We start from the raw sequence: 26,491 nt of genomic DNA on the forward strand, positions 1-26,491 counted from the left end.
CCCTCGGCGGCACCGGGCCGCCCACCGATCCGCACCGACCCCCGAGCCGCGATCATCGCGGCGCGCCGCGCCGGATTCGCGAACGTTTCTCCGCCGCGGCGCCGCTCACCGGTGACCGGCCGCGCGCTCGGCGTCCACCGAGTCGAGCACCCGGGACAACATGTCGAACAGCAGCCGGTCCAGCCCGTCCTGGTCGACATCATCGCGGGACAGCCACTGCACGGTGAGGTCCTCCGCCAGCGCCCACCACGAACGCACCACCAAGCGCTCGGCGGTCGAGCGCGCGGGCCGGCCCAGAGCGGCGAACACCCGCTCGGTCAGTTCGTCGTGCATCCGCTCCATGATCGACTCGAGCACCGGGTCCTGCCCCGCCGCGCTGAGCAGGCTCACCAGTGGCCCACTGCGCCTGCGCATGTAGCCCACGAAGTTGGCGATCATCGACGCGAGCGGGTCCGCGGCGTCCGGGTCGGGACCGGTGGCGCGCAGGAATCGCTGTGCCGCGGCGTGGACGAGCTGCGCGTAGTAGTCCTGCTTGGTCGGGAAGTAGTGGAACAGCAACCCGCGCGAGATGCCCGCCTCCTGCGCGACCGCGTCGATAGTGATCTGGTGCCACGGGCGATCGATCAGCATGCCCAGACCGATGCCGATGAGTTGTCTGCGCCGGTCGTCCGCCGAGCGGCGGCCACCCGCCACGGCAACCTCGGTCATCCGCCCTCCTCTATTGAGCAATGCTCAATAATATGCTACCAATGACCCGACCGGAAGTTGAGCAATGCTCGGCGAGCCTCGAGGATGGGTATGGACTTCACACATTCCGACCGAGCCGTCCGTCTCACCGATCAGGTGCGGCAGTTCGTGCGCGACGAGATCGAGCCGCGCGACGAGGAGCACGCGGCTGCCTTGCGGGAATCGCCCTGGGCGGTCCCCTCGGTGGTCGAAGAGCTCAAGCAGAAGGCGCGGGCGGCGGGGCTGTGGAACCTCTTCCTGCCCGATCCCGAGCTCGGTGCGGGACTGAGCAACGTCGACTACGCCCCGATGGCAGAGGCGATGGGCAGCTCCGGGTGGGCGCCGGAAGTGTTCAACTGCAACGCGCCCGACACCGGCAACGCCGAGGTGCTGCTGCACTACGGCAGCATCGAGCAGCGGGAGCAGTGGCTGCGGCCGCTGCTGGACGGCACGATCCGCTCGGCGTTCTGTATGACCGAGCCCGAGGTCGCCTCCTCGGACGCGACCAACATGGCCGCGACCGCCGTGGTGGACGGCGAGGAGATCGTGCTGAACGGCCGCAAGTGGTGGAGCACCGGCATCGGCCACCCCAACTGCAAGTTCGTCATCTTCATGGGCCTGACCGACCCGGCGGCGCACCCGTATCAGCGGCACTCCATGGTGCTGGTCCCGCTGGACACGCCCGGCGTGCGGATCGAACGGATGCTCACCACCTTCGGCTACCTGGACGAACCCTTCGGCCACGGTGAAGTCACCTTCACCGACGTGCGCCTTCCGCTGGACGCCGTGATCGCCGGGCCGGGACGGGGGTTCGAGATCGCCCAGGGCCGCCTCGGCCCCGGCCGCATCCACCACTGCATGCGCGCCATCGGCCTGGCCGAGCGCGCACTGGAACTGGCCTGCCGCCGTGCCCTGTCCCGCACGGCGTTCGGCAAGCCGCTGGCCAACCTCGGCGGGAACCGCGAGCGCATCGCCAACGCGCGCGTCGCGATCGACCAGGCGCGGCTGCTCGTCCTGCGCACCGCCTGGTTGCTGGACACCAAGGGCCTGGCCGGCGCGCGCAGCGAGGTCTCGCAGATCAAGGCGGTCGTGCCGCGGATGACCCAGGAAGTGCTCGACATGGCGATCCAATTACACGGCGGCGCCGGGCTTTCCGACGATTTCCCGCTGGCGCGCGCGTTCGCCGGCATTCGCTCACTGCGCTTCGCCGACGGCCCCGACGAGGTGCACCTGGGCGTGATCGCCCGCCAGGAGCTGCGCAAATACGGAACCGACCGGTGAACGCTCCGGACGCCGCCGCGGTCCGCGCGGAGGACGCCTTCGACGTCGCGGCGATGCACGCTTGGCTCGCCGAGCAGGTACCGGGTCTGAGCGAGCCGCCCGAGGTGCGCCAGTTCTCCGGAGGTGCATCCAATCTGACGTACCTGCTGCGTTACCCGGATCGCGACCTGATCCTGCGCCGCCCGCCGGGCGGCACCAAAGCGGCGTCCGCGCACGACATGGGCCGCGAGTTCCTGGTGCAACAGCGGCTGCGTCCGCACTATCGCTACGTGCCGCGGATGGTGGCACGGTGCGCCGATCCCGAGGTGATCGGCAGCGAATTCTATGTGATGGAGCGGGTGGCGGGCACGATCCTGCGGGGTGACCTGCCCGAGGGCACCAGCCTGTCCCCGGACCGGGCGCGACGCTTGTCCACCGCGGCGGTCGACTGCCTGATCGAATTGCACCAGGTGGACCCCGTCGCCGCCGGGCTCACCGAAATCGGCCGGGGTGCGGGCTATGTGGGCCGCCAGGTAGCGGGCTGGTCACGGCGCTTCGTGAACGCCCGCACCGACAACGTGGGCGATTTCGCCGCGGTGATGACCTGGCTGGACGCCAACCAGCCCGCGGACGTCGCCACCACCGTCATCCACAACGACTTCCGCCTGGACAATCTGGTACTGGACCCGTCGGGCTCGGGCGCGATCGTCGGCGTGCTCGATTGGGAGATGGCGACGCTGGGCGATCCGCTGATGGATCTCGGTGGGGCCCTGGCCTACTGGGTGCAGGCGGACGACGACGAGGTCATGCGGGCCTCCCGCCGTCAGCCCAGTCACCTGCCCGGCATGCTGACCCGCGCGCAGATCGTCGAACACTACTGCGCACGCACCGGCCGCTCGGCGGAGAACTGGCCGTTCTACGAGGTCTTCGGATTGTTCCGCCTCGCCGTCATCGCCCAGCAGATCTATTATCGCTACCACCACGGACAGACCACGAATCCGGCGTTCAAGGATTTCTGGATGCTGATCAACTACCTGGAATGGCGCTGCCGGAAGGTCGCCGGGCTGACCTGAGGTTCGTTCTCGATACGCAGCCGGATCTTCTCCACCGACCGGTGGAGCAGCCATAGCGGGCGGCGGCAACGACTGTGTGGAGGTCGCGCACCTCGACGGGACAATGATCGGCGTGCGGGACTCCAAGAACCCGACCGGGCCGGCGCTGGTCTTCACGCCCGGTCAGTGGGATGCGGTCACCGCCGTTGTCACGGACGGCGCGTTCGACCGGCCGTAGTCGCATCGCCCGGCATCGGCCGTTTGTCATCGCCCCGGTGCGATGGAACCGACATCGGTAATGGTGCAGTTGTCGTCCACCGGCACTCCGGCGAACCGTTCGCGCAGCCAGGCGATCACACTGCTCTCGGCGAGCGTATTGAGGGTCAGGTGTTCGTTCGAATGGTCGAAGGCCGCGTTCGGCCCTTGATGATCCGGCACCACGACCGTCCATCCCTGCGCCAACAGCGCCGGGGCGCTGCGCAGCGGATCGATCTGTCCGTCGAGCAGACCGGCCTGCACCGACCGGCGCACCGTGTAGGACGGTGCGCAGAACAGTCCGGTGGAATCCTCGGCGGCGCGAACACCACCGACGACCTCCCCTGAATCGAGCGCCTATGCAGAGCATTTCGCGCCGATCGACCGCCCCGGCAGTGGCATCGTAGCGAAAGCCGGCACGCCCGGGCGGTGGGTTCGGCGGCTCCGTCAGTTCGGTGGGGCGATCTTGACGATGGCGGCTTCGCCGTCGGTGGCGGCCACCGTGACGAACTGGCGGTAGGTGCGGGCGGCGGCCTCCGGGCGCAGCTCGGTGATGACCACGTCGTAGCGTCCGTCGAGCATGGCAGTGATCATGACGCAGTGTTGCGTCCCCGTGGGGACCGAGGCGATACCCGCGTCGATCACCGCGACCGGCGGCACCGCGGCGTCCGGCACCGTCAGCGATCGCGCGACCGCGCCCGACCGGGTCACGTAGTAGGCGTGCTGGAAGGCGAGGATCACGTCCGGCCCCGAGGCGGTCGAGCCGGTTCCGTTGCCGCGTACCAGCTGTGTGCCGCGCGTCGGCTCGCAGCCGGGACCGCCGCCGAGCACCGGGTCCGCCACGGTGGCCGATTGCCGCGGCGCCGAGGCCGCGTCCGTGTAGACCAGCACCAGCGCGGCGGCGGCGAGCGAGGCGGCCAGCCCGGCGCCCCCGACCAGCCATGCCCGGCGTGCGCCGCGCCGGGCGCGACGCCGGGGGCGGACCGCCCGATGCCGGTCCCGTGCAGGCGGCGGGTCCTGGGCGGAGATCATCCCCGGCCAGCTGGGCACGCGTCCGACCCGGACCTGGCCTGGGCGGGCGCGTCGGCCGCCGGGCTCGGACGTGTTCGACGACATGATCTCGCCGCACCCCCTTTTACCGGTGCCTACTCGGCCACCGTGGGTTCCCTCTCAATGCCGTTGCGCAATAACAACATTGCATATCTCTGGGGATTCTGTCGGTCGAATGCTCAACAGGCAAGGCCGAACTACGGCGCGGCGACGCCGGGAGTACGGGATACCGGCGTGTCCGGACCGGGTGGTCGGTGCGGTTCCGGGCCGCCCGCGGCCATCGGGATGCGCTTCGACTGCGACGAGAACGCGTGCACCCTGTGGCGGCCTACGGCACCGCCGTCCTGAATCGAACCCGGGACGCAGCCGAGCTAACCCCAGGTGAGTGGATCCAGATGGAGGAAGAACCGCTGACGCGCGACGTCCAGTGCGATGCCGTAGCGATCGGCGAAGGCGCGGTCGGCGGCTTCGGCGCGCCGCTCGTCCTGCCATGATTCCCGGGCATTGGCCAGTAGCAGAGCGATATCGGCGTACGGGTCGGCGACGCCGAGACGCCCGAGGTCGACGAATCCGGCGACAGTGTGCGTATCCGGATCGAGAATGATGTTGGGCAGGCACAGATCGCCGTGGCACACCACGGCTTCGGCGGATTCCTGCGTCATCCTCTGTCCCAATTCGGTGGCCAGCCTGGTGAGCAGGACGGTGGGCGGAGTGTCCTGCTGTTCCTCCGGGAGGAACTCGGTGTGGACCGCACCGCGCACCACCACGTCCTGGGCGATCGCGAACATCCGCGCCAAACCGCGATCGAACGGGCATTCCTCGACGGGCACCTCGTGCAAGCGACGCACCGTCTCCGCGATGGACGCCCATGCACTGGAAAGTGCTTGTACGGGAACGGCGTCCGCGGCGATGCCGGGGACGGCACTGGTGACCAAGCAGGCGCCGCCGTCGGCATCGGTCCGCCAGTCCAGCACTCGGGGACCGGGGATCTCGTGACTGTCGAGCCAGACGACCTTGTCCCGTTCCAGCGCGAGGTCGGCAGCCCGGCCGGGGTCGACGCACTTGGCGTAGCGCGAGCCGTCGGCGGACCGGAACACCTCGGCGCCGGACTCCCCGTTGCCGACCGGTTCCCATCGGCGGTCGGACGGCAGGGCGGCACGGAAGCGGACAAGCGACTCGGACACGCCGTCGACGGTAGCAACGCAACCGCGCGCGCCCCACCCCGCAGATCGCGGGCAACCCGGATGTATAGTTGCCAAAAGCAACTAGTTGTACTTGCTAATCAAATCTGCCGGTGGGGAACGTCGAGGTGAGTGTCATGTCCGCAACCGCCCGCGAGCGCCAGGTCACGGAGACCGAACTCGCGGCCGCCGACGAACTCGGTCAGCGGCTGGTCCGGTTCATGCGCGCGGTGAACCGGGCGAGGTGGCTGCCGACCAGGCCCGGTCCGGACGGACTGGAACGACTCGCCTACTCCGTGCTGTTCTGCCTGGTGCACGAGGGGCCGCAGCGCGCGGGCAGGCTCGCCGAATTGCTGCACGCCGAGGCGTCCACCATCAGCAGGCAGAGCAGATCGCTCGTGGCGCACGGCCTGGTCGAACGCCGGGCCGACCCGGTCGACGGCCGCGCGTGCGTGCTGGCGGCCACCGCGGAAGGCGTACGCGTCTTCGAGGAGAACCGGGCGCTGCGCAACCGGTGGCTGGCCGACATCCTGGCCGACTGGCCCGCATCGGACCGCGACACCCTGACCACACTGCTCGACCGGCTCACCGCAGGAATAGAGACCACTCCCCGACACCCAGCCGATCCGAAATAGGGCTCATCCATGACGACTTCCACCACCCGGGCTCCGCGGAACCCGGACCCAGGCGCGGACACGTCACTGTCGCACCGGCAGATCCTGACCATCCTGTCCGGCTTGCTGCTCGGCATGTTCCTGGCCGCGCTCGACCAGAACATCGTCAGCGTCGCGATCGTCAAGATCGCCAACAGTTTGCACGGTTTCGACGAACAGGCGTGGGCGACCACCGCTTACCTGATCACCGCGACGATCACCACGCCGCTGTACGGCAAACTGGCCGATATCTACGGCCGTAAGCCGTTCTACCTCACCGCGATCGGCCTGTTCGTCATCGGCTCGGTCGCGTGCACCTTCGCTGGCTCGATGTATCAGCTCGCCGCGTTCCGCGCGTTCCAGGGCTTGGGCGCGGGCGGGCTGATGTCGTTGGCGTTCACCATCATCGGTGACATCGTCCCGGTCCGGGAACGGGTGCGGTACCAGGGCTACTTCATGATGGTGTTCGGCACCGCGACGGTGCTCGGCCCGGTGCTGGGCGGCTTCTTCTCCGACTACGAAGAACTCGGCGGCATCGAAGGTTGGCGGTGGGTGTTCCTGGTGAACGTCCCGGTCGGCCTGCTGGCCCTGCTCGTGGTGGCCAAGGTGCTCAACGTGCCGCACCAGCGCCAGCGGCACCGCATCGACTGGTTCGGCGCGCTGACGCTGACGATCTGTGTGGTGCCGCTGCTGATCGTCGCCGAACAGGGACGCCACTGGGGCTGGTCGTCGGAGAAGTCGCTGCTCTGCTACGGCATCGGGGCCGCGGGCCTGGTGCTGTTCGTCCTGGTCGAGTTCCTGATGAAGGACTCCGCGCTGATTCCCTTGCGGCTGTTCCGGAACTCGACCTTCAGCGTCACCATCGCGGGCGGGTTCATCGTCGGTGTGGCGATGTTCGGCGCGATCACCATGGTTCCGCAGTACTTCCAGGTCGTGCGCGGCTACTCGCCGACGAAGGCCGGTCTGCTCATGTTGCCGCTGGTACTCGGCATCACCGTCGGCTCGCAGGCGGCCGGGCGGATCACCAAGCGGACGGGGCGCTACAAGATCCTGCCGGTGGCGGGCACGTTCATCGTCGCCGTCGGCGCGGCTCTGTACGCACAGGTGGAATACGACAGCCCGCTGTGGCAGCCGCTGGCGATCGGCGCGGTGATCGGGCTCGGGCTCGGCTGTTGCATGCAGACGCTGATCATCGCCGCGCAGAACGCCGGACCGCGCTCGGACATGGGCGTTTCCACCGCGTCGGCCACGTTCTTCCGGCAGATGGGCGGCACGCTCGGCGTCGCGGTGTTCCTGACCATCCTGTTCAACTTGCTGCCGCACCGGATCATCGACGCGTTCGGCGGCGCGCTGCCGCCCGGGTTCGACGCCGACCAGCTCAGCGGCATGCAGTCGAACACCAGCGGCATCGCCGCGCTCCCCGACGAGCTGAAGGTGCCGATCCTCACCGGCTTCACCGACTCGATGCACGGCGTGTTCTACGCGGCGGCCGGGGTCGCGCTGCTGGCCTGTGTGGTGCTGATGTTCATGAAGGAGATTCCGCTGCAGGACGTTCCGGCGCCCACCGCGCAGGCACCGGTCGACCAGACCGAAGCCGCCGAGTCGCACTGGGAGGCGGATCAGGTCTGGGAGGGCGCCGCGCAGGCGCTGTCGGAGCCGGAACCGGTACTCGCCGCGGCCGCGGGCGGTTACGCCTCGGGCGATCCGGCAAGCAACGGCGCATACCGGCGCGAGCCCCGGGCGAGCTTCGACGGCGCCGAGCACGACGGCCGTTCCCTCGGCGGCTACGTGCACCGCGAGGACGGCAGGCCGGTGCCCGCCGCCGCGCTCACGCTGATCGACCAGCACGGGCGGCAAGCCGCGCGGACCAGCGGCGGCGCGGACGGCAGTTATCTCGTCACCGCGCCCGACGCGGGCAGTTACGTGCTGATCGTGTCGGCCGCGGGTCATCAGCCCGCCGCGGTCAACGTGGCCGTCGGGGACCGGCCGCAGCAGTTCGACGTCACCTTGCTCGGCTCCGGCGAGGTGTCCGGCGTGGTCCGGTCGAGCACCCTCGGCGAGCCGCTGCCGGGGGCGACCATCACGCTGACCGATCTGGACGGCGAGGTCGTCGGATCCGCGACCGCGGCGGCCGACGGCGCCTACGTCTGCCACGGTGTGGTGCCGGGGACGTACACGGTCGTGGCGGTCGCCGAGCACATGCGTCCCAGCGCGGCCGCGCTCACCGTACCGGACAGCGGGCTGCTGCGGCACGACATCGAGCTCACGCCGATGGCGGTGCTGGCCGGGTCGGCGTGGTCGGACGGCGGCCGGGCGATCGCGGACGCGCAGATCAGCGTGCTCGACGCGGCGGGCGCGCTGACGGCCACCACGCGCACCGACGAGAACGGCCGTTACGTCGTCGCGGATCTCGCCGAAGGCGACTACACGGTCGTGGCGCGCGGCTACCCGGCGGTGACGAGCCGGGTCACGGTCAGCGGGGGCGAGATCGCCCACGACGTGCGGCTGAGCTACGAAATCGAGGACGAGGCGGCCGAGAATATTCCGCCCGCTCGCTGACGCGGTTGCGGAACGCTCGCCAGGGGCGGTGGTATTCGGACCACCGCCCCCTGCCGTTTCCCGGCCCTCGTTGATCGCCGGAATGGGCGCCGCAGAGCGCAGCGGCGGCAGTCCACGCCACACGGACGCTTCGCAACCGGAACGCACCGCAGCGCTGTGGTGGTGGCCGTCCCCGCCTGCGCGGCCCCTGACGCATCGGCATGGCCCGCCAGTTCGTGGACTACCTCAACCGTGGTTCACTCCTGCGCCCGAGGCCGCTTGTGATCGCCGAACGGTTCGTCGCGCTCCCGGACGGCTTCGCGGAAACCCGCGGTGGCGGCTCGCGTCTGGAAGTCGTAACCCTCTCGGGTGTGCCGGGCGATGCCGTCGAAGACGGTGCTGATCATGCCCGAATTGGCCACGCCTTGGGCGTACAGCGCCGAGTTGAGCGCCAGCTTGGCCATCATCAGCTGGTTGACCGGCATGCGCGCGATCCGCGCGACGAATTCCTCGGTGCGGGCGTCGAGTTCGTCGGCGGGCCACGATTCGATCGCCAGCCCCCATTCCACCGCCTGCCTTCCGGTGAGACAGTCGCCGGTGAACAGCAGCCGCTTGGCGCGCTGGTCACCGAGGCGATGCGCCCACATGCCCGCCGCCGGGACGCCCCAGACCCGGGTGGGCGGGTAGCCGATCTTGGTGTCGTCGGCGCAGATGATCTGATCGGCGAACAGGGCGATGTCGCTGCCGCCCGCTACGGCGAATCCGTGCAGCTTGGCCACGGTGGGCTTGTTCGCCTGCATCAGGCTGGCGAAACCCCGGTTGAACCGGCTCATCATGGCGTAGTCGATCATCGGGTCCCAGGTCCGCGCCGGATCGTGATTGCGGCCCTGCACCACCGGATCGACGACCGTCCCGGCCACGTCGCCGGAACCGCCCGCGGCCGCGAAACTCTGTTCGGCGAACATGCTCAGGTCGTATCCGCCGCAGAAGCCCTTGCCGCGCCCGGACAACAGGATCACGTGCACGCGCGGATCCAGGTCCGCGCGTTCGACCGCGTGCGCCAGATCGAGCGGGGTGTCGGGGGTGATCGCGTTGCCCTTCTCCGGCCGGTCGAAGGTGATGCGCGCGATGCGGCCGTCCCGCTCGTAGGTCAGCGTCCGGTATTCGCGCGCGTCCTGCGGGGCGGGGCGTCCGTTCCACGGGGAGTCCGGCGTCTCGGTCCACCCGCGATACCACGCGCCCGCGCCGCCACCAGTCTGGATGTCACTGTCGGTCATCGCTTTCCCTTCGACGCTGGACCCGGTCTCGGCAGTCTGGCGCACCGGCCATTTGACAGTCAATACTGACTGTGAAAATGTCACGCCGACGGGAGGAGCCGGAATGGCCGGAGTACGCCAGGAGCGCAAACGCGCGACCCGTGTCCGCATCCTCGACGCCGCCGCCGATCTACTGGCCGAGCACGGCCACCGGGCACTGTCGACCCTGGCCGTCCAGCGCGCAGCGGAGGTCAGCCGCGGGGCGCTGTTGCATCACTTCCCGACCTTGGGCGCGTTGATCGGCGAACTGGTCGGGCATCTGGTCGCTCGCAACGAGGCGGCTGTCCGCGAGGCCGCGGCCGGGCTCGACCACGGAGCCGATCCGGTGCTGCGCGCCCTGACCGCCCTCTACGAGTCGATGGCGCGACCGGCGGCACAAGCCGAGTTCGAGTTGTGGGCGGCGGCGCGGACCGATCCTGCGCTTGCCGAGGCGTTGCGGACGGCCGAACGAAAAGCCGGGCGGGACCTGCGGCGTGTGGTGGACGCGCTGTTCGGCCCGGACATCGTCGCCCATCCGCGCTATCCGGATGTCCGCGACCTGACCATCGCGATACTGCGCGGCACGGCGATGTCGCGCCCGCTGCGAAACTCCGAACGCGCCGCTGCGGCAACCATCAGCCGATGGGCGGAGGCCATGACAGTTCTTTTAGCGCCGGACTCCTAGCAATCGACGGGCGCCGACGGGGCCAAATCAACTGTGATACGTGTCACTTCCACCGCAGATTGTGCCGCCTCCCACACTGTCGTTATCCTGGCTGCACTTTGAGACCATCGAGTCTCAATGCAGCCTTCGACGGGGCCGGGTTCGACCACCGCACGGCGCCGGCGGAGGCCGATCCTGCCGGGGAGCGCCTGCGGCGCCTGTATCACCAGGAGCAAACGCCATGCGATCGAAGTGGATCTCTGCGGCCATCGGTTTCACGGCGATGGCGCTGTCGTGCGTAGGACCGGGCAGCGGGCCCGCTGTCGCCGCACCGGATTGCCCGAGCATGTACGTCGTGGCGATCCCTGGAACATGGGAGACCACCGGCCGGCCGGACGAGCGCCCCGGCCCCGGCATGCTGGCCGGAGTCACCAGCGGGCTGCCGTCCTCGGTCCGGGTCGACTACGTCAGCTACGCGGCGACCGCATTCCCCTGGGAGAGCGAAGTTTACGGCGCCTCGAAGCGGGAGGCCGTGGACAACGCGCGCGGCATGATCGGCGCGATGGCCAGGGAGTGCGGCGCGACCAAGATCGCACTGCTCGGCTACAGCCAGGGCGCGGACGCCGCCGGTGATCTGGCCGCCGAGATCGGCACCGGAATCGGCGTCGTGCCGCCGCACCGGATCGCCGCGGTCGGGCTGATCTCCGACCCGCGCCGCTCCCCCACCGACGCGCTCGTCGGTCCCGCGGTGGGCGGCGCGGGCGCGGGCGGTCCCCGCATCGGCGGCTTCGGCTTCCTCACCCCGCAGACCCGCACCATCTGCGCGATCGGCGATCTGTACTGCTCCACGGCCTCCGACGATTTCATCACCCGCTTCGCCGGTTTCCTGGCGCAGACCTCCCACCCCGACCCGGCCAATCTCTGGCGCTACCAGCTCGAAATGGGCGCCATCGTCGGTGATCTGATGTCCAACGGTGGCATCCCCGTGTTGCAGAGCCAGCTGTCGGAGTCGGCCAACCAGGAACGCGCCCGGCTGCTGGACGAGTTCTACCGCTCCGAAGCGCACACCGCCTACGGCAGCTATCCCGTCGGCGGCGGAGCGACCGCGCTGTCGTGGATGCGCGACTGGCTGGCGTCACTGGCCTGAGCCGGCCGGCCCAGCGCCGTCGGCATCCCGCTGGGCGGCGGGTGAGCGCGTCGACGAGAACGCGGCGCACACTCCCGACATGGCCGGGCGCGGCCGCGATCACGCCGCGCACGTCGGCCGGGCAATGCCTCGCGGACCAGCCTTCTCCAGCGGCGTCACCTGATGCGTGCCCGCTCTCGGAGGCGTGGAGCGCGTCCGCGAGTTCGGTGATCCGCAGCCGCCATCCGGCGCGTCCGCGAGCCGCACCGGCCTGCCGACGCCGACCCGCGGCGCACCGTCCCCGAGAACGGGCGGCCGACGCATACCGGCCGCAACGGTATCCGCCTGGGCCGCCGAAGACATTCCCCTATCGGGTCATCGGAGGCGCAGCGCCGTCAGCCGCCAGCCCGCCGACCGGGTTCGCACGATGCGCGCCGCCAACGCGAAACGACGCTCGCCCCGGCCGTAGGTGGCGAAGACCTCGGCGGTCTTGTCGTTCACCAGGACCACGCTCACCCGGATCGGCGCCGCGACGCCGAGGTTGCGGCCGGGCACGAGATCGGCCCTGATCAACGTGCGCGCGGCGGCGACGACCGTGGCGTCGGCGACAGTCGCCAGGTGCGGCAGGGGTCTCCTGCGGTCGAGCACTTCCAGGACGATCCGCACCGCCGATTCGGCGAACCGGCGCGCCGCCGAGCGTGTTTCCTCCCCCGCAGGTGCGGTGGACGCATGGCTGCGGCGCACCACGCTGCGTATCCCGGCACTCGACCGACCGGAAGCCGCGTGCGGCCGCGTGCGGCACGGAAGTGCCCGAGCGGGCGCCGGATCGCGCGCCGCCTCGGCGCGCCTGCGGCTGTCCAACGGCGGCTCCGGATTCGGAGCAGGGGTCAACCACTCCCGATAACCAGTCATGCACGTCCCTTCGAAATCCGGTGGCCGAAGCCCTGTGCCGACCGATTCTGCGGACACGCCGACGGAAGTCGCGGGTAGTCGGCTACCCGATTCCGTCCGGACGCGCCGCCACCGGAATCGGGCGGGCACGAAGACCGACCTATGTTGGAGGCGGCAAACTCCGGCCCGGCAACGGAGACCTGGATGACCGACGAGCGAGGAGCGGAGACGACCGTGCCCGAAGAGTCCGCGATCCCGCGTCGCGTCGCCCGCGCCGGGCTGCTCGCGCTCGCCGGCGCGCTCGCCGCGTATCTCGCCCTCGCTCAACTGCTCGCGATCCTGCCGGTTTCCTGGACGATGCCGTTGCTGCGGAACGCGTTCGTCCAGTCGGCCGTGCTCTTGCTGGGCGCGGTCCGGGACGCGCTCGGCTCTTGGAACATGGTGCTGGCGGTGCTCGCGACCGGGCTCGCGGTAACGGCGTTGCGCTCCGCCGAGCGGGGGCGGCGCCTGGCGGGCACGGTGACGGGCGTGGCCGTCGCCGGTCTCGTCCTGTCCGTCGTGACCGGCGCGACGCTGGTGTTCGCGGCGCGTGACGCGGCCGGCGTCTGGATTCCGTTCGCCCCGACCGTCCCGTTCAGCACCGTCGGCGATGCCCCCGACGAGACCGTCACCTACGCCACCTTCGACGGGCAGCCGATCCAGGCGGATCTGTACTTGCCCGCTCCGGGGCCGGTACCGGCGCCGCTGGTGGTGAGCATTCACGGCGGCGCGTTCGTCGGGGGCAGCCGCGGCACCGACGCCTACACGACCTGGCTGGCCGGCAACGGATACGCCGTGCTCGACGTGGACTACCGCCTCTCCAGCACGGCCGACCACCACTGGGACACGGCGGACGCCGACATCGCCTGCGCGCTGACCTGGGCCGCCGCGAACGCGCAGCGATACCACTGGGATATGCGCCGGGTCGCCACGTTCGGCGAATCGGCGGGCGGCAATCTGGCCGTCAACGTCGCGAACAAGAGCAACGCGGGCGCCCTGCGGCCCAGCTGCGGCAGCGCCGCGGAGCTGCCGAAGGTACGGGCGGCGATCGCGCTGTACCCGGCGGTGGACCTGGCCGCGTCGGGCACCGAGACCGCGCTCGGCGTCGACGCGGCGCGGCAATACCTGGGCGGAACGCCCGAGCAGTACCCCGGCCGTTACGCCGCGACGAGCTCCGCTCCGCACGTCACCGTCGACTCCCCGGCTACTTTGCTGATCCAGGGAGCGAGCGATCACCTCGTGCTCGCGCAGCACACCGCGGCCTACGCCGCCGCGCTGGAAACGGCGCGCGTTCCGCAGCGCTACGTCGAGCTGCCCTTCCTGGAGCACGCCTTCGGCACCACCGAATTGGACACCGGCGCGCAGGTCACCCGCGAACTCACCCGCACCTGGCTGGCGGAGTACCTGGCGTAACCGACGCCACATCGCCGCGCCGGGAATACCCGCCCACCACATCCCGTTCCATTGGTTGCCATATCCACCAAATTGAGTCAGACTGAGAACGAAGGAGGCGTCGTGCAGTTCGGAATCTTCACGGTCGGCGATGTGACGACCGACCCCACGACCGGCCGGACGCCCAGTGAGCACGAGCGCATCAAGGCGATGGTGACGATCGCGCGCAAGGCCGAGGAAGTCGGGCTGGACGTGTTCGCCACGGGCGAGCACCACAACCGGCCGTTCGTGCCGTCGTCGCCGACGACGATGCTCGGCTACATCGCGGCGCAGACCGAGCGACTCCAGCTCTCCACCGCGACGACGCTGATCACCACGAACGATCCGGTGAAGATCGCCGAGGACTTCGCCATGCTGCAGCACCTGGCGGACGGACGGGTGGACCTGATGCTCGGCCGCGGCAACACCGGGCCGGTATACCCCTGGTTCGGCAAGGACATCCGCGACGGCATCCCGCTGGCGATCGAGAACTACCACCTGCTGCACCGGCTCTGGCGCGAAGACGTGCTCGACTGGGAGGGCAAGTTCCGCACGCCGCTGCAGTCGTTCACCTCGACGCCGCGCCCGCTGGACGACGTGCCGCCGTTCGTCTGGCACGGCTCGATCCGCAGCCCCGAGATCGCCGAGCAGGCCGCCTACTACGGCGACGGATTCTTCGCCAACAACATCTTCTGGCCGAAGGAGCACTTCCAGCGACTGATCGCACTGTATCGGCAGCGCTACGAGCACTACGGTCACGGCTCCGCCGACCAGGCGATCGTCGGCCTGGGCGGGCAGGTTTTCATCCGCAAGAACTCCCAGGACGCGGTGCGCGAATTCCGGCCCTACTTCGACAACGCGCCGGTGTACGGCCACGGCCCGTCGCTGGAGGAGTTCACCGAACAGACGCCGCTCACCGTGGGCAGTCCGCAGGAGGTCATCGACAAGACGCTCACCTTCCGCGAGTCGTTCGGCGACTACCAGCGCCAGCTGTTCCTGATGGATCACGCGGGCCTTCCGTTGAAGACCGTGCTCGAGCAACTGGATCTGCTCGGCGAGGAAGTGGTCCCGGTGCTGCGCAAGGAGTTCGCGGCCGGACGCCCGGCCCAGGTGCCGGACGCGCCGACGCACGCGAGCCTGGTCGCCGCCCGCGACGCCGCCCTGGAGGCCACCCGATGACCCGCATCGCCGTCGTCTCCGCGGGCCTGTCGCAGCCGTCGTCGACCCGGCTGCTCGCCGATCGGCTGGCCGCCGCCAGCGGCGCGGCACTGTCCGCACACGCCGGGGACGTGACATTCGACGTGGTGGAAGTGCGCGAGCACGCCCGCGATCTGGCCGACAACCTGCTGACCGGATTCGCGCCGGGCGGGCTGCGCGCGACGATCGATCGCGTGACCGGCGCCGACGGCCTGATCGCCGTCACGCCGATCTTCAACGCCTCCTACAGCGGCCTGTTCAAGACGTTCTTCGACGTGCTGGAACCGGAATCGCTGGCCGGGTTGCCGGTGCTGCTCGGCGCCACCGGCGGCTCGGCGCGCCATTCCCTCGCGCTGGAGCACGCCCTGCGCCCGATGTTCAGCTACCTGCGCGCGGTGGTGGCGCCCACCGCCGTCTACGCGGCGTCGGAAGACTGGGCGTCCGTGGCGACGGAGGGTCTCAGCGTCCGGATCGACCGCGCCGCAGCGGAGTTCGCCGCCATGCTGACCAACACACCGCGCACGCGTGCCGCCGATCCGTACGACGACCCGGTACCGTTCGCACAGCTGCTCGGCACCCACTGACCTTCTCCCGAAAACCCCGGCTCTACCCACAACCAATTAGTTCAACTCTCAACTACCTGAGGAGACATCCATGACGACCGGAACCGCCAACGCTCTGACCGCGGGCACCTGGGCCATCGACCCCGCCCACTCCACCCTCGGCTTCTCGGTACGCCACCTGATGGTCAGCAAGGTGCGCGGCCGCTTCACCGACTTCTCCGGCAAGCTGGTCATCGGCGAGGACGGCAGCGCCTCGGCCGAGGCCGAGATCCGGGTCGACTCGGTCACCACCGACAACGAACAGCGCGACGCGCATCTGCGCACCGCCGACTTCTTCCAGGCCGAGCAGTTCCCGGTGGCCACGTTCAAGTCCACCGGTTTCCGGGTGAACGGCGACGATTTCGTGGTGGACGGCGAATTCACCATCCGCGGCGTCACCAAGCCGGTTTCGCTGGAGGTGGAGTTCCTCGGCGTCAACCCCGGCATGGGTCAGGGACCGGTCGCCGGCTTCGAGGCCAAGACCGTGATCAACCGCCGCGACTTCGGCATCACCATCGACATGCCGCTGCCCGACGGCGGCGCGGTGATCGGCGACAAGATCACCCTCACCCTGGAGGTGGAGGTCGGCCTGCAGTCCTGAGCGATCCGCCTCCCGCAGGAGCCGAGCGTTCCTGCGGGAGGCGGGCATGCCGGTCAGAAGAGGGTCATCGGCTCGGCCGCGGCGGGCTCGGGCAGCGGGTCGAGTTCGGGCAGCCGGGCACGGATCTCGTCGTGGAAGCGACGGGCCAGCTCCAGCGAGCCCGCATTGTCCGGCGTGTGCAGGAACACCGTCGGCGACCGGCCCTCCCGCAGCCATCCGGCCACCGTGCCGATCCACGGCTGCCAGCCCGCGACGGTCCGCCGGACATCGTCGCGGCCGTGGTATCGCACGATGGGGTATTCGGTCAGCGCGCGCATCCTGCGCCGCACCCGGGGCTTCTTCGACGCCGCCTCTTGTTCCGCCGCGCTGGTGGGCGGACCGTCGAAAAGCACGGTGGTGTCGAAGGGGACCCATTCGGCGTCCACCCTGGACAGCACGTATTCCAGGCTGCGCGCCGCCTGTTCGTCGGCGAAGAACGCCGGATGCCGGACCTCGACGGCGATCCGGTGGGCGCGCGGCACCTGCCGCAGGAAACCGGCCAGCGCACCGAGATCGGTGGGCCCGAACGAGCCGGGCAACTGCACCCACAGCGCGTGGACGCGCTCCCCGAGCGGCTCCATCGCGGCGAGGAAGGCTCGCAGTTCCTCCTCGGCGCCGGTCAACCTGCGTTCGTGGGTGATCGGCCTGGGCAGTTTGAGCACGAACCGGAACGCGGGATCGCATTGCGCCGCCCACGATTCCACCGTGCGCCGCGACGGCGTCGCGTAGAACGTGGTGTTGCCTTCGACCGCGTTGCACCACGTGGCGTACCAGCGCAACCGCTCCCCCGGCGCGAGCTGCCGTTCCTGCCAAGCCGCGTGCGTCCACATCGCACATCCCACGTGAAGCCGCATGCTTTCGACGCTAACCCACCCTCCCGACACGACCGTCCGGCGACAGGTGCCCGCCACCCGGAATCACCGGCGCGCCCGTTTCCGCGACCGAACCCAGCCGAAGGTCAGCTCGACGGCGCGCTTCCAGTTCTCGTACTCGTCCTCCCGCAGTTCGGGATCCATCCGCGGAACCCATTGCGCGGCAAGGCGCCAATTGTTGCGCAGCCCTTCGAGATCGGGCCAGTAACCCACGGCCAAGCCCGCGGCGTACGCGGCGCCGAGCGAGACCGTCTCGGCGACGAACGGACGCGACACCGGAACGTCCAGCACATCGGCCACGATCTGCATCAGCAGGTTGTTCGAGGTCATCCCGCCGTCCACGCGCAGGGCCGCGGTCCGGAGTCCGGAGTCGGCGTTCATCGCCTCCACCACGTCGCGGGTCTGCCAGGCGGTCGCCTCCAGCACGGCGCGGGCGATGTGGCCCTTGGTGACGTAGGACGTGAGCCCGGCGATGAGCCCGCGGGCGTCGCTGCGCCAATGCGGCGCGTACAGGCCGGAGAACGCGGGCACCACGTAACAGCCGCCGTTGTCTTCGACGGTGCGCGCGAGGGTTTCGATCTCCGGCGCGCTGGTGACCAGCCCGATGTTGTCCCGTACCCACTGCACGAGCGAGCCGGTGACCGCGATCGGGCCCTCCAGCGCGTAGACCGGCTCCGGGCCGATCTGGTAACCGATCGTGGTGAGCAGACCGTGCTCGGAGCGCACCAGCTCGCGCCCGGTGTTCATCATGAGGAAGCCGCCGGTGCCGTATGTGCACTTGGTCTCTCCACGCGCGAAACACGTTTGGCCGAACAACGCGGCGTGCTGGTCGCCGAGCGCGGCGGCGATCGGGATGCCGGGCACCACCCGGCGCGTGCTGCCGTAGGACGCGGTCGACCGCTGGATGCGCGGCAGCATACGGGCGGGGATGCCGAAGAACTCCAGCAGTTCGTCGTCCCAGGTGAGGGTGCGCAAGTTCATCAGCAGGGTGCGGCTGGCGTTGGTGACGTCGGTGAAATGCAGCCCGCCGTCGGGGCCTCCGGTGAGGTTCCAGATCAGCCAGGTCTCCATGGTGCCGAACAGCACCTCGCCCCGCTCCGCGCGGTCGCGCAGGCCGGGCACCGAGTCCAGCATCCAGCGCAATCGCGGCGCGGCGAAATAGCTGGCCAGCGGCAGACCGCACAGGTCACGAATGCGGTCGGCGCCCGGCGCGCTCTCCAGGTCCCGGACCAGATCCTCGGTCCGCACGTCCTGCCAGACGATCGCGCGGCCGATCGGCGTGCCGGTGCGGCGGTCCCATACCACGGTGGTCTCGCGCTGGTTCGCGATACCGACCGCGGCGATGCGGTCGGCGGCCACGCCGGAATCCCGCAGCGCCTGCGGGACGATGCGCTCGACATTGCGCCAGATCTCCAGCGCGTCCTGCTCGGCCCATCCCGGCCGCGGATAGTGCTGCCGGTGCGGGCGCTGGGCGACGCCGACGAGCCGGGCACGCTGGTCGAACAGGATGCACCGCGTGGAGGTGGTGCCCTGGTCGATGGCCAGCACGTAACGCTGCTTCATGCTCGACTGCTCCTGGTCGACGCCGGCTGGTCACCGGCCGGGCGAAAGTCAGTGGCTCGCACCGAGATCACGCGATACCGCGCGTGCGGCGTCGAGCACTTGGCCGACCAGCGCGGGCCGGTGCCGCAACTGGGCGTCGCAGAGCCGGTCCACCGCGCCGGTGATGCCGATGGCGCCGACCACGAGTCCACCGGGCGCCCGGATCGGCGCGGCGATACCCGCCTCGCCCGTGCGGAATTCCTCGGTGTCGCCCGCCCAGCCGGCCTGCCGCACGCCGCCCAGCGCCCGGGCGAGCGCGGCGCGATCGATGAGGGTCCGGTGGGTGAGCGGGGCGAGCTCGGCGCGGCGCATCGTGGCGGCCAGGTCGGCGTCGTAGGCGAGCAGGACCTTGCCCAGCGCGGTGGCGTGCGGCGGCAGCAGTTCGCCGAGTTCGAGCGCCTGCTGGGTGTTGTCCGGCCGGAACACGTGATGCACGACGACCACCGCGCCGTCCATCGGCGCGCCGATCCGCACCGACTCGCCCGTGCGCGCCGCCAGCGCGTCGGCCCAGTTGATCGCGCGCGAGCGCAACTCGTTCGCGTCGAGGTAACTGGTGCCCAGGTGCAGCAGCGCCGCGCCGAGCTGGTACTTGCCGGTGGCCTGGTCCTGCTCGACGAAACCGACGCCCTGGAGGGTGCGCAGGATGCCGTGCGCGGTCGGCTTCGGCAGGTCGAGCGCACCTGCGATGTCGCCGACGCCGAGCCGCCCGGAACCACGGGCCAGCAGCCGCAGCACGGCCGCCGCCCGCTCGATCGATTGGATCGCACCCGGCATGTCGGAAAACCTACTCGTGTCGTGATTCGACATTGTCGAACGGTTGGTAATACCCGGGCAACATCAGTGAAACCGGGTGTGAGCTGCGCCATACATCCTCCTCGCGCGTCGGACGGTAGTGGCGCCGCCTCCCGGCAACCAGTCGGGACGTTCGACATTGTCGAACGGCAGCGATATCCGGGTCGATCGTCCCCCCGTAACTTCCGTTGCACGCACGGTCGCGTCCGCGACGTGCGGGGCGAACGGAGGCTCAACGATGAACTTCGGCTCGATCTTCCTCAGCGAAGCACTCGGCACAGGCGTGCTGGTGCTGCTCGGGGTCGGTGTGGTCGCGAACGTATTGCTGGCGAAGTCCAAAGGGTTGGACGGCGGCTGGCTGCTGATCAACGTGGGATGGGGGTTCGCCGTACTGGCAGGCGTTTACGTCGCCTACAAGACCGGCGGCCATCTGAATCCCGCGGTCACCGTCGGAATCCTGTTCAGCGGCGCCGACGAGTTCGCCGCCGGCATCCCGGTCTCCGGCTCCGCGACGCTCGCGTATCTGAGCGGCCAATTCGCCGGCGCGTTCCTCGGCGCGACCGTCGCCTACGTGGCCTACAAGCGCCACTTCGACGCCGAGACCGACGAGGAGAAGAAGCTCGCGGTATTCGCCACCGGCCCCGCGATCCGCGCCCTGCGCTGGAATCTCGTCACCGAAGTGATCGGCACGTTCACCCTCGTCCTGGTGATCCTCACCTTCGGCCACACGCCGAGCGGGCTCGGCCCGGCCGCCGCCGCGCTGTTGGTCGTCGGCATCGGCGCCTCGCTGGGCGGTCCGACCGGCTACGCCATCAACCCCGCTCGCGATCTCGGCCCGCGCATCGCGCACGCCCTGCTGCCGGTGAGCAAATCCGCCTCCGCCGACGCGGTCCTGGTCCCGGTGGGCGCGGGCGCTCCCGCACCGGCCGGAGCGCCCGACGCCGCGCCGCGCGGCAAGGACTCCGACTGGGGTTACGCCTGGGTGCCGGTACTCGGTCCGCTGCTCGGCGGCGCGCTGGCCGGCCTCGCCGCACAGTTCCTGTTCTGAATCCTTCTGTCCCCCAGCAGTTTCCCGAAAGGACCGCGATGAGCCAGTACGTCGGCGCCATCGACCAGGGCACCACGAGCACTCGCTTCATGGTGTTCGACCACGGCGGCAACGAGGTTGCCCGCCACCAGCTCGAGCACGAGCAGATCCTGCCGCGCCCCGGATGGGTGGAGCACAATCCGACCGAGATCTGGGAACGCACCCGCGCGGTCATCCAGACCACCCTCACCAAGGCCGATCTCGTCGCGAGCGACCTGGCCGCGGTCGGCGTCACCAACCAGCGGGAGACCACGGTGGTGTGGAACCGCAAGACTGGACGACCGTACTGCAACGCGATCGTCTGGCAGGACACCCGCACCGATCGCATCGCCGCCGAACTGGAACGGGCCGGCCACGGCGACACCATCCGCCGCAAGGCGGGCCTGCCGCCCGCCACCTACTTCTCCGGCGGCAAGCTGCGCTGGATCCTGGAAAACGTCCCGGGGGTGGCCGAGGACGCCGAACGCGGCGACGCGCTGTTCGGCACCACCGACACCTGGCTGCTGTGGCAGCTGACCGGCGGGGTCGACGGCGGCGTGCACGTCACCGACCCGACCAACGCCAGCCGCACGATGCTGATGGACCTGGAGACCCTGGACTGGGACGACGAACTGCTGTCGTTGTTCGGTGTGCCGCGCGCGATGCTGCCCACGATCGCGCCCTCGGCCAACCCGGACCTGTTCGGCACCACCCGGGCCGACGGCCCGTTCGGCGGCGTCGTGCCGCTGGCCGGTGTGCTCGGCGACCAGCAGGCCGCCACGGTCGGACAGGTCTGCTTCCGTCCCGGCGAGGCGAAGAACACCTACGGCACCGGCAACTTCCTGCTGCTCAACACCGGCACCGAGATCGTGCGCTCCCAGCACGGCCTGCTGACCACGGTGGCCTACCAGCTCGGCGCCCAGAAGCCGGTGTACGCGCTGGAAGGCTCGATCGCGGTGACCGGCTCGGCGGTGCAGTGGCTGCGCGACCAGCTGGGCATCATCTCCGGCGCGGCGCAGAGCGAATCGCTGGCCCGGCAGGCCGAGGACAACGGCGGGGTGTATTTCGTGCCCGCGTTCTCCGGCTTGTTCGCGCCGTACTGGCGCTCGGACGCGCGGGGCGCGATCGTCGGACTGTCCCGCTACAGCACCAACGCCCATCTCGCGCGGGCGACGCTGGAATCGATCTGCTACCAGACCCGCGACGTGGTCGAGGCGATGCAGGCCGACTCCGGCGTCCAGCTGGACGTGCTGCGCGTGGACGGCGGCGTCACCGCCAACGAGCTGTGCATGCAATTGCAGGCCGACTTCCTCGGCGTGCCGGTGTCGCGCCCGGTGGTCGCCGAGACCACCGCACTCGGCGCCGCCTACGCGGCCGGGCTGGCGGTCGGCTTCTGGAACGACACCGACGAGCTGGAACAGAACTGGAACGAAGCCAAGCGCTGGAATCCGACCTGGTCGGCGGAGCAGCGCGAGCGTGGCTACGCGCGCTGGAAGAAGGCCGTCGCCCGCACCCTGGACTGGATCGACGTCGACGAATGAGGGGCGACGCCGTCCTCCCCGAATAACCCCGAAACAAGGAGAGATACCGCTGTGTCCGCACGATTGGACGCCCAGTACCGCGCCCGCGCGGTGAACGCACTCGGCGACACCGAGAGCGACGTACTCGTCATCGGCGGCGGCGTGGTCGGCGCGGGCGCCGCCCTCGACGCCGCCTCCCGCGGCCTGACCGTGACCCTGGTGGAGGCCAGGGACTTCGCGGCGGGCACCTCCAGCCGCTCCAGCAAACTCATCCACGGTGGGCTGCGCTACCTGGAGCAGCTGGACTTCTGGCTGGTACGGGAGGCGCTGAAGGAACGCGGCCTGCTGCTGCACCGGCTGGCCCCGCACCTGGTGCGGCCCGTGTCGTTCCTACTGCCCTTGCAGCATCGCGTCTGGGAGCGCGCCTACATCGGCGCGGGGGTCGCCCTGTACGACACCATCGGCGGCGCCCGCGCGCTGCCGATGCACCGGCACCTGTCGCGCACCCGCGCACTCGAACTCGCGCCCGCGCTGCGCGAAGACGCGCTCACCGGTGCGATCCGGTACTTCGACGCGCAGGTCGACGACGCCAGGCACACGATGATGATCGCGCGCACGGCCGCGCAGCACGGCGCGACCGTGCTCACCCGCACGAAGGTGACGGCGCTGCTGCGCGACGGTGAACGCGTCGTCGGCGCGGAGGTCACCGACCGGGAGACCGGCCGGGTGCACACCATCCGCGCGCGCCGGGTGATCAGCGCCACCGGGGTGTGGACCGATGAGATGAACCGGATGACCGGCGTCGATTTCCCCTTCCACGTCCGGATGTCCAAGGGCGTGCACATCCTGGTGCCGCGCCATCGCCTGCATCTGGACACCGGCCTGATCATGCGCACCGAGAAGAGCGTGCTGTTCGTCATCCCGTGGCACCGGCACTGGATCATCGGCACCACCGACACGGACTGGTCGCTGGACAAGGATCACCCGGCGGCCAGCGACGCCGACGTGCGGTACCTGCTCGATCACGTCAACCGGGTCCTGCGCGAGCCGCTCACCCGCGACGACATCGTCGGGACCTACGCGGGGCTGCGGCCGCTGCTGTCCGGCGCGTCGGCCGACACCGCGACGCTCTCGCGGGAGCACGCGGTCGCCGAACCGGCGCCGGGCCTGTTCGTGATCGCGGGCGGCAAGTACACCACCTACCGGGTGATGGCCGCCGACGTCGTGGACGCGGCGGTGGCCGGACTCGGCCGCGCGGTCGCCCCGTCGGTGACCGAGCACCTGCCGATCCTCGGCGCGGTGGGTTACCAGGAACTCGCCGCCGACCTGGACAGCCTGGCCCAGCGCACGGGTCTGCCGCGGGCGACGGTCGAGCGTCTGCTCGGCCGGTACGGCTCGGCGATCACCGACCTGTTCGACCTGATCGCGCGCGAGCCCGCGTTGGGCGACCCGCTCACGGGCGCACCCGAGTACCTCGGCGCGGAGGCGGTGTACGCGGTGACGCACGAGGGCGCGCTGCACTTGGACGACGTGCTCACCCGCCGCACCCGGGTCTCCATCGAAGCGCCCGACCGCGGTCTGGCCGCCGCCGCCGAGGTGGCCTGGCTGATCGGTGCGCACCTCGACTGGGACGCCGACACCACCGAGCGTGAGATCGCGCGCTACCGCGAGCGGGTGCGGGCGGAACTGGCCGCCAATCGGGCGGCCGACGACGAGTCCGCCAACGCGGCCCGGTTGGTCACGGTCGCCTGAGCCCGGTTCGTGGCACGGTTCTCGCGGCGGATCCGTGCCACGCCCGCGCTCATTGATCCATGCCGCTGTGCCCGCTCGGCGTCGACTCGTCGGTCTCCAGGTCCGCACCGGCCGGGTGTTCGTCGGCGTGCGTCGGCTTGGTGTGTTCGTCGGCGAAATCCGCGTCCTGCTGCATCGACTCCGCCGTCGTCGGATCGACATTCGGTGTGCTCATAACCCGCGCGTACCCAGCCTCGCCGCCCTGACGCACCCGGCGCAGCCGGCCGGGCGAAGCGCATCGCCGGGCGTGGCGGCTTGACCTCGAGCGCGGTTGAGGACGGACCATGGTCTGCATGACTCGTCCAGCGGATTTCTGGAACACCGTCTACGACAACGACACCGCACCCTGGGTGATCGGCGAGCCGCAACCGGCCATCGTCGCGCTCGAGCGCGACGGCGGCATCACCGGACGCGTGCTCGACCCCGGCTGCGGCGCGGGTGAGCACACCATCCTGCTGACCAGGCTCGGATACGACGTGCGCGGAATCGACATGTCGCCGAGTGCGGTGGCGTACGCGCGCGCCAACGCGGCCGAGCAGGGCGTGCCGTCCGCCGCGTTCGAGGTGGCCGACGCGCTCGCGCTCGGTGACCGGCCCGACTTCGCCGGTGACCCGCCCGGCTCCGCGCCCGCGTTCGACACCGTGGTCGACAGCGCGCTGTTCCACGTCTTCGGGACCGAGGACGAGGCGCGCGCCGCCTATGTCCGCAGCCTGCACGCGGTCTGCAAGCCGGGCGGCACGGTCTACGTTCTCGCGCTCTCCGACGTCGAACCGGGATTCGGCCCGCGGATCAGCGACACGTTGATCCGGGAGTCGTTCGGCGACGGCTGGAAGGTCGAGGACCTGCGGCCCACGAAGTACCGGGGGCGGGTCACCGACCTGGTCGCTCAGGAGGCCGCGGACTTGGAGATCTCCGAGTCCGGCCAGGTCGACGCCGCGGCATGGCTGGCCCGGATCCACCGCCTGTGAACCGTCGAGCTCACACTCCCTTGGGCGCTGCGCCGCCCATGAACCCGAAAAGGTAGCCCGCGACCCGCCGCATCTGGATCTCTTCGGCGCCCTCGGTGATCCGATAACGCCGATGGTGGCGGTAGATGTGCTCGAACGGCTTGTGCCGGGAATAGCCGAGGCCGCCGTGCACCTGCATGGCGCGGTCGGCGGCCTCGCAACACAACCGGTTGGCCCAGTAGTTGCACATCGAGACCTGCTCGGAGACGGCGAACGTGCCGTAGGTGTCCATCGACCACGCGGTCTTGTGGATCAGGGCGCGCAGCATCTCGCACTGGGTGTGCAACTCCACCAGCGGAAACTGGATCGCCTGATTGGTGGCCAGCGGCTTGCCGAAGGGCTTGCGCAGTTTGGCGTAGGCCACCGACTCATCGATGCAGTACTGCGCCGCGCCCAGGCTGGACGCGGCCTGGCGGATCCGGTTCTCGTTGAAGAAGTGCTGAACCACCGCCAAGCCGCGTCCTTCGCCTCCGAAGACGGCGGTGTCCGGGACCCGGACGCCGTCCAGCGCGACGCGGGCATGGTCGGTGGGCATGTTGAAGGTCCAGAGGTATTCCTCCACGACGAATCCGGGCGCGTCGGTGGGCACCAGGAACGCGGTGATGCCCGCGGCGTCGCCCGAGCCGCCCGAGGTGCGCGCGAAGATCAGGTCGGCGTCGGCGATGTGCACGCCGGTGTTCCAGGTCTTGCGCCCGGTGATCACCCAGTCGTCCCCGTCGCGCACCGCCACGGTCTCCATGTGGGTCGCGTCGGAGCCGTGCTCGGGCTCGGTGATGCCGAAGGCGAAGAACTTCGTTCCCGAGGCCAACCCGTCCACCCACTCCGCCCGCTGGGCGGGTGTGCCGTACTCGAGCATGAGCAGCAGGCCGACGTTGTTCGCGACGATGGCGTGCTCGTTCTGCAGGTCGCAGTGCAATCCTAGGCCGCGCCGGGCCAAGTGCTCGCGGATCACGGCCATGCCCAGATTGGTGCCGTCCCGGCCGCCGTACTGCGCGGGAAACGCGTACCGCAGGTGCCCGGCGGCGTCGGCGCGCCTGCGCACCTCGGCCAGCAACTCCTCCCAGCGCGCGTTCGGCAGGCCGCCGCGATCCCAGTCGGTGCGGGCGTCCTCGCGGCGGTGGTCGAAGAAGCGGATGTTGTCGTCGGCCTGCTCGAGCGGCGTGATCTCCCGATCGATGAACGCGTCGAGTTCGGCCAGGTAGTCGACCAGTTCCGCGGGTAGTTCGAAATCCATCGGCGCA

Annotated in this window: 26 protein-coding genes; 15 read left to right on the top strand and 11 right to left on the bottom strand. The window is 70.1% G+C overall.

Going from position 1 to position 26,491, the window contains the following annotated elements; translation table 11 throughout:
* Positions 1 to 105 precede the first annotated feature (105 nt).
* Positions 106 to 708, bottom strand: a complete 603-nt coding sequence (locus ACWEKR_RS09230) for a TetR/AcrR family transcriptional regulator (RefSeq protein WP_452354042.1) — start codon at positions 706 to 708, stop codon at positions 106 to 108.
* A 90-nt stretch (positions 709 to 798) separates the two neighbouring features.
* Here ACWEKR_RS09230 and ACWEKR_RS09235 point away from each other — a divergent pair, with 90 nt between their 5' ends.
* From ACWEKR_RS09235 to ACWEKR_RS09245, 3 genes are read left to right on the top strand one after another with little or no spacing between them, the layout of a single operon-like run.
* On the top strand, positions 799 to 2,007 hold the full coding sequence (locus ACWEKR_RS09235; RefSeq protein WP_452354043.1) for an acyl-CoA dehydrogenase family protein: 1,209 nt from the start codon (positions 799 to 801) through the stop codon (positions 2,005 to 2,007).
* Positions 2,004 to 3,059, top strand: coding sequence for a phosphotransferase family protein (locus ACWEKR_RS09240; RefSeq protein WP_452354044.1), 1,056 nt, complete (start codon positions 2,004 to 2,006; stop codon positions 3,057 to 3,059). Before ACWEKR_RS09235 ends, ACWEKR_RS09240 begins: the two co-directional genes overlap by 4 nt.
* A gap of 52 nt (positions 3,060 to 3,111) precedes the next feature.
* Entirely contained in the window at positions 3,112 to 3,276 is a 165-nt protein-coding gene (locus ACWEKR_RS09245) for a DUF397 domain-containing protein (RefSeq protein WP_452354124.1), read from the top strand.
* A 26-nt stretch (positions 3,277 to 3,302) separates the two neighbouring features.
* Here the strand turns inward: ACWEKR_RS09245 and ACWEKR_RS09250 are convergent, their stop codons facing one another.
* The 3 genes from ACWEKR_RS09250 to ACWEKR_RS09260 form a co-directional block, all read right to left on the bottom strand.
* The gene (locus tag ACWEKR_RS09250) at positions 3,303 to 3,569 is read right to left on the bottom strand and encodes a hypothetical protein (RefSeq protein WP_452354045.1); all 267 of its coding nucleotides are present in this window, start codon (positions 3,567 to 3,569) and stop codon (positions 3,303 to 3,305) included.
* A 171-nt stretch (positions 3,570 to 3,740) separates the two neighbouring features.
* On the bottom strand, positions 3,741 to 4,409 hold the full coding sequence (locus tag ACWEKR_RS09255) for a hypothetical protein (protein WP_452354046.1): 669 nt from the start codon (positions 4,407 to 4,409) through the stop codon (positions 3,741 to 3,743).
* A 305-nt stretch (positions 4,410 to 4,714) separates the two neighbouring features.
* Positions 4,715 to 5,527: an APH(3'') family aminoglycoside O-phosphotransferase gene (locus tag ACWEKR_RS09260; protein WP_452354047.1), complete on the bottom strand. Its 813-nt coding sequence runs from the start codon at positions 5,525 to 5,527 to the stop codon at positions 4,715 to 4,717.
* Positions 5,528 to 5,661: 134 nt separating this feature from the next.
* Between ACWEKR_RS09260 and ACWEKR_RS09265 the strand changes: the two genes are divergently transcribed.
* A complete protein-coding gene (locus ACWEKR_RS09265; RefSeq protein ID WP_452354048.1) occupies positions 5,662 to 6,159 on the top strand; it encodes a MarR family winged helix-turn-helix transcriptional regulator in 498 nt (165 codons plus the stop codon).
* A gap of 9 nt (positions 6,160 to 6,168) precedes the next feature.
* The gene (locus ACWEKR_RS09270) at positions 6,169 to 8,736 is read left to right on the top strand and encodes an MFS transporter (protein ID WP_452354049.1); all 2,568 of its coding nucleotides are present in this window, start codon (positions 6,169 to 6,171) and stop codon (positions 8,734 to 8,736) included.
* A 236-nt stretch (positions 8,737 to 8,972) separates the two neighbouring features.
* Here ACWEKR_RS09270 and ACWEKR_RS09275 read toward each other — a convergent pair whose 3' ends face one another.
* The gene (locus tag ACWEKR_RS09275; RefSeq protein WP_452354050.1) at positions 8,973 to 9,992 is read right to left on the bottom strand and encodes a crotonase/enoyl-CoA hydratase family protein; all 1,020 of its coding nucleotides are present in this window, start codon (positions 9,990 to 9,992) and stop codon (positions 8,973 to 8,975) included.
* 103 nt (positions 9,993 to 10,095) lie between these two features.
* On the opposite strand from ACWEKR_RS09275, the gene ACWEKR_RS09280 reads away from it, so the two are divergent.
* Together ACWEKR_RS09280 and ACWEKR_RS09285 are read left to right on the top strand one after the other, a co-directional pair.
* On the top strand, positions 10,096 to 10,695 hold the full coding sequence (locus tag ACWEKR_RS09280) for a TetR/AcrR family transcriptional regulator (protein WP_452354051.1): 600 nt from the start codon (positions 10,096 to 10,098) through the stop codon (positions 10,693 to 10,695).
* 220 nt (positions 10,696 to 10,915) lie between these two features.
* Complete coding sequence (locus tag ACWEKR_RS09285; protein WP_452354052.1) at positions 10,916 to 11,821, top strand: cutinase family protein; 906 nt, start codon at positions 10,916 to 10,918, stop codon at positions 11,819 to 11,821.
* Between the two features lie 354 nt (positions 11,822 to 12,175).
* Here ACWEKR_RS09285 and ACWEKR_RS09290 read toward each other — a convergent pair whose 3' ends face one another.
* Positions 12,176 to 12,712, bottom strand: coding sequence for an Rv3235 family protein (locus ACWEKR_RS09290; RefSeq protein ID WP_452354053.1), 537 nt, complete (start codon positions 12,710 to 12,712; stop codon positions 12,176 to 12,178).
* Positions 12,713 to 12,895: 183 nt separating this feature from the next.
* On the opposite strand from ACWEKR_RS09290, the gene ACWEKR_RS09295 reads away from it, so the two are divergent.
* The 4 genes from ACWEKR_RS09295 (at position 12,896) to ACWEKR_RS09310 (ending at position 16,561) form a co-directional block, all read left to right on the top strand.
* Entirely contained in the window at positions 12,896 to 14,143 is a 1,248-nt protein-coding gene (locus tag ACWEKR_RS09295) for an alpha/beta hydrolase fold domain-containing protein (protein ID WP_452354054.1), read from the top strand.
* Between the two features lie 102 nt (positions 14,144 to 14,245).
* Complete coding sequence (locus tag ACWEKR_RS09300) at positions 14,246 to 15,340, top strand: LLM class flavin-dependent oxidoreductase (RefSeq protein WP_452354055.1); 1,095 nt, start codon at positions 14,246 to 14,248, stop codon at positions 15,338 to 15,340.
* A complete protein-coding gene (locus ACWEKR_RS09305) occupies positions 15,337 to 15,942 on the top strand; it encodes an FMN reductase (protein WP_452354056.1) in 606 nt (201 codons plus the stop codon). Before ACWEKR_RS09300 ends, ACWEKR_RS09305 begins: the two co-directional genes overlap by 4 nt.
* Positions 15,943 to 16,012: 70 nt before the next feature.
* On the top strand, positions 16,013 to 16,561 hold the full coding sequence (locus ACWEKR_RS09310) for a YceI family protein (protein WP_159842547.1): 549 nt from the start codon (positions 16,013 to 16,015) through the stop codon (positions 16,559 to 16,561).
* 53 nt (positions 16,562 to 16,614) lie between these two features.
* Here the strand turns inward: ACWEKR_RS09310 and ACWEKR_RS09315 are convergent, their stop codons facing one another.
* From ACWEKR_RS09315 to ACWEKR_RS09325, 3 genes are all read right to left on the bottom strand, one after another.
* Complete coding sequence (locus ACWEKR_RS09315; RefSeq protein WP_452354057.1) at positions 16,615 to 17,454, bottom strand: DUF72 domain-containing protein; 840 nt, start codon at positions 17,452 to 17,454, stop codon at positions 16,615 to 16,617.
* A 63-nt stretch (positions 17,455 to 17,517) separates the two neighbouring features.
* Complete coding sequence (glpK, locus tag ACWEKR_RS09320) at positions 17,518 to 19,035, bottom strand: glycerol kinase GlpK (protein WP_452354058.1); 1,518 nt, start codon at positions 19,033 to 19,035, stop codon at positions 17,518 to 17,520.
* A 48-nt stretch (positions 19,036 to 19,083) separates the two neighbouring features.
* Positions 19,084 to 19,848, bottom strand: coding sequence for an IclR family transcriptional regulator (locus ACWEKR_RS09325; protein WP_452354059.1), 765 nt, complete (start codon positions 19,846 to 19,848; stop codon positions 19,084 to 19,086).
* A gap of 256 nt (positions 19,849 to 20,104) precedes the next feature.
* Here ACWEKR_RS09325 and ACWEKR_RS09330 point away from each other — a divergent pair, with 256 nt between their 5' ends.
* Genes ACWEKR_RS09330 through glpD form a run of 3 tightly spaced genes read left to right on the top strand, consistent with a single transcriptional unit; the run spans position 20,105 to position 24,204 of the window.
* Positions 20,105 to 20,914, top strand: a complete 810-nt coding sequence (locus tag ACWEKR_RS09330) for an MIP/aquaporin family protein (RefSeq protein WP_452354060.1) — start codon at positions 20,105 to 20,107, stop codon at positions 20,912 to 20,914.
* 38 nt (positions 20,915 to 20,952) lie between these two features.
* Positions 20,953 to 22,473 carry a glycerol kinase GlpK gene (gene glpK, locus ACWEKR_RS09335; protein WP_195084729.1) on the top strand — a complete coding sequence of 507 codons (1,521 nt, stop codon included), beginning with the start codon at positions 20,953 to 20,955 and terminating at the stop codon, positions 22,471 to 22,473.
* A 51-nt stretch (positions 22,474 to 22,524) separates the two neighbouring features.
* A complete protein-coding gene (gene glpD, locus ACWEKR_RS09340) occupies positions 22,525 to 24,204 on the top strand; it encodes a glycerol-3-phosphate dehydrogenase (protein WP_452354061.1) in 1,680 nt (559 codons plus the stop codon).
* 49 nt (positions 24,205 to 24,253) lie between these two features.
* Here glpD and ACWEKR_RS09345 read toward each other — a convergent pair whose 3' ends face one another.
* On the bottom strand, positions 24,254 to 24,418 hold the full coding sequence (locus ACWEKR_RS09345) for a hypothetical protein (protein WP_195084727.1): 165 nt from the start codon (positions 24,416 to 24,418) through the stop codon (positions 24,254 to 24,256).
* Positions 24,419 to 24,536: 118 nt separating this feature from the next.
* Here ACWEKR_RS09345 and ACWEKR_RS09350 point away from each other — a divergent pair, with 118 nt between their 5' ends.
* Positions 24,537 to 25,211, top strand: coding sequence for a class I SAM-dependent methyltransferase (locus tag ACWEKR_RS09350; RefSeq protein WP_452354062.1), 675 nt, complete (start codon positions 24,537 to 24,539; stop codon positions 25,209 to 25,211).
* Between the two features lie 10 nt (positions 25,212 to 25,221).
* On the opposite strand, the gene ACWEKR_RS09355 is transcribed toward ACWEKR_RS09350, so the two are convergent.
* Positions 25,222 to 26,484: an acyl-CoA dehydrogenase family protein gene (locus ACWEKR_RS09355; RefSeq protein ID WP_452354063.1), complete on the bottom strand. Its 1,263-nt coding sequence runs from the start codon at positions 26,482 to 26,484 to the stop codon at positions 25,222 to 25,224.
* Between the last annotated feature and the right edge of the window lie 7 nt (positions 26,485 to 26,491).

The sequence above is a fragment of the Nocardia sp. NPDC004573 genome, assembly GCF_053602135.1.

What these genes read in the sequence shown, in the direction of transcription:
- ACWEKR_RS09230 (WP_452354042.1), bottom strand. Translation starts at nt 708, where the DNA reads ATGACCGAGGTTGCCGTGGCGGGTGGCCGCCGCTCGGCGGACGACCGG.
- ACWEKR_RS09235 (WP_452354043.1), top strand. Translation starts at nt 799, where the DNA reads ATGGACTTCACACATTCCGACCGAGCCGTCCGTCTCACCGATCAGGTG.
- ACWEKR_RS09255 (WP_452354046.1), bottom strand. Translation starts at nt 4,409, where the DNA reads ATGTCGTCGAACACGTCCGAGCCCGGCGGCCGACGCGCCCGCCCAGGC.
- ACWEKR_RS09265 (WP_452354048.1), top strand. Translation starts at nt 5,662, where the DNA reads ATGTCCGCAACCGCCCGCGAGCGCCAGGTCACGGAGACCGAACTCGCG.
- ACWEKR_RS09270 (WP_452354049.1), top strand. Translation starts at nt 6,169, where the DNA reads ATGACGACTTCCACCACCCGGGCTCCGCGGAACCCGGACCCAGGCGCG.
- ACWEKR_RS09275 (WP_452354050.1), bottom strand. Translation starts at nt 9,992, where the DNA reads ATGACCGACAGTGACATCCAGACTGGTGGCGGCGCGGGCGCGTGGTAT.
- ACWEKR_RS09280 (WP_452354051.1), top strand. Translation starts at nt 10,096, where the DNA reads ATGGCCGGAGTACGCCAGGAGCGCAAACGCGCGACCCGTGTCCGCATC.
- ACWEKR_RS09285 (WP_452354052.1), top strand. Translation starts at nt 10,916, where the DNA reads ATGCGATCGAAGTGGATCTCTGCGGCCATCGGTTTCACGGCGATGGCG.
- ACWEKR_RS09290 (WP_452354053.1), bottom strand. Translation starts at nt 12,712, where the DNA reads ATGACTGGTTATCGGGAGTGGTTGACCCCTGCTCCGAATCCGGAGCCG.
- ACWEKR_RS09295 (WP_452354054.1), top strand. Translation starts at nt 12,896, where the DNA reads ATGACCGACGAGCGAGGAGCGGAGACGACCGTGCCCGAAGAGTCCGCG.
- ACWEKR_RS09305 (WP_452354056.1), top strand. Translation starts at nt 15,337, where the DNA reads ATGACCCGCATCGCCGTCGTCTCCGCGGGCCTGTCGCAGCCGTCGTCG.
- ACWEKR_RS09310 (WP_159842547.1), top strand. Translation starts at nt 16,013, where the DNA reads ATGACGACCGGAACCGCCAACGCTCTGACCGCGGGCACCTGGGCCATC.
- ACWEKR_RS09315 (WP_452354057.1), bottom strand. Translation starts at nt 17,454, where the DNA reads ATGCGGCTTCACGTGGGATGTGCGATGTGGACGCACGCGGCTTGGCAG.
- glpK (WP_452354058.1), bottom strand. Translation starts at nt 19,035, where the DNA reads ATGAAGCAGCGTTACGTGCTGGCCATCGACCAGGGCACCACCTCCACG.
- ACWEKR_RS09325 (WP_452354059.1), bottom strand. Translation starts at nt 19,848, where the DNA reads ATGCCGGGTGCGATCCAATCGATCGAGCGGGCGGCGGCCGTGCTGCGG.
- ACWEKR_RS09330 (WP_452354060.1), top strand. Translation starts at nt 20,105, where the DNA reads ATGAACTTCGGCTCGATCTTCCTCAGCGAAGCACTCGGCACAGGCGTG.
- glpK (WP_195084729.1), top strand. Translation starts at nt 20,953, where the DNA reads ATGAGCCAGTACGTCGGCGCCATCGACCAGGGCACCACGAGCACTCGC.
- ACWEKR_RS09345 (WP_195084727.1), bottom strand. Translation starts at nt 24,418, where the DNA reads ATGAGCACACCGAATGTCGATCCGACGACGGCGGAGTCGATGCAGCAG.
- ACWEKR_RS09350 (WP_452354062.1), top strand. Translation starts at nt 24,537, where the DNA reads ATGACTCGTCCAGCGGATTTCTGGAACACCGTCTACGACAACGACACC.
- ACWEKR_RS09355 (WP_452354063.1), bottom strand. Translation starts at nt 26,484, where the DNA reads ATGGATTTCGAACTACCCGCGGAACTGGTCGACTACCTGGCCGAACTC.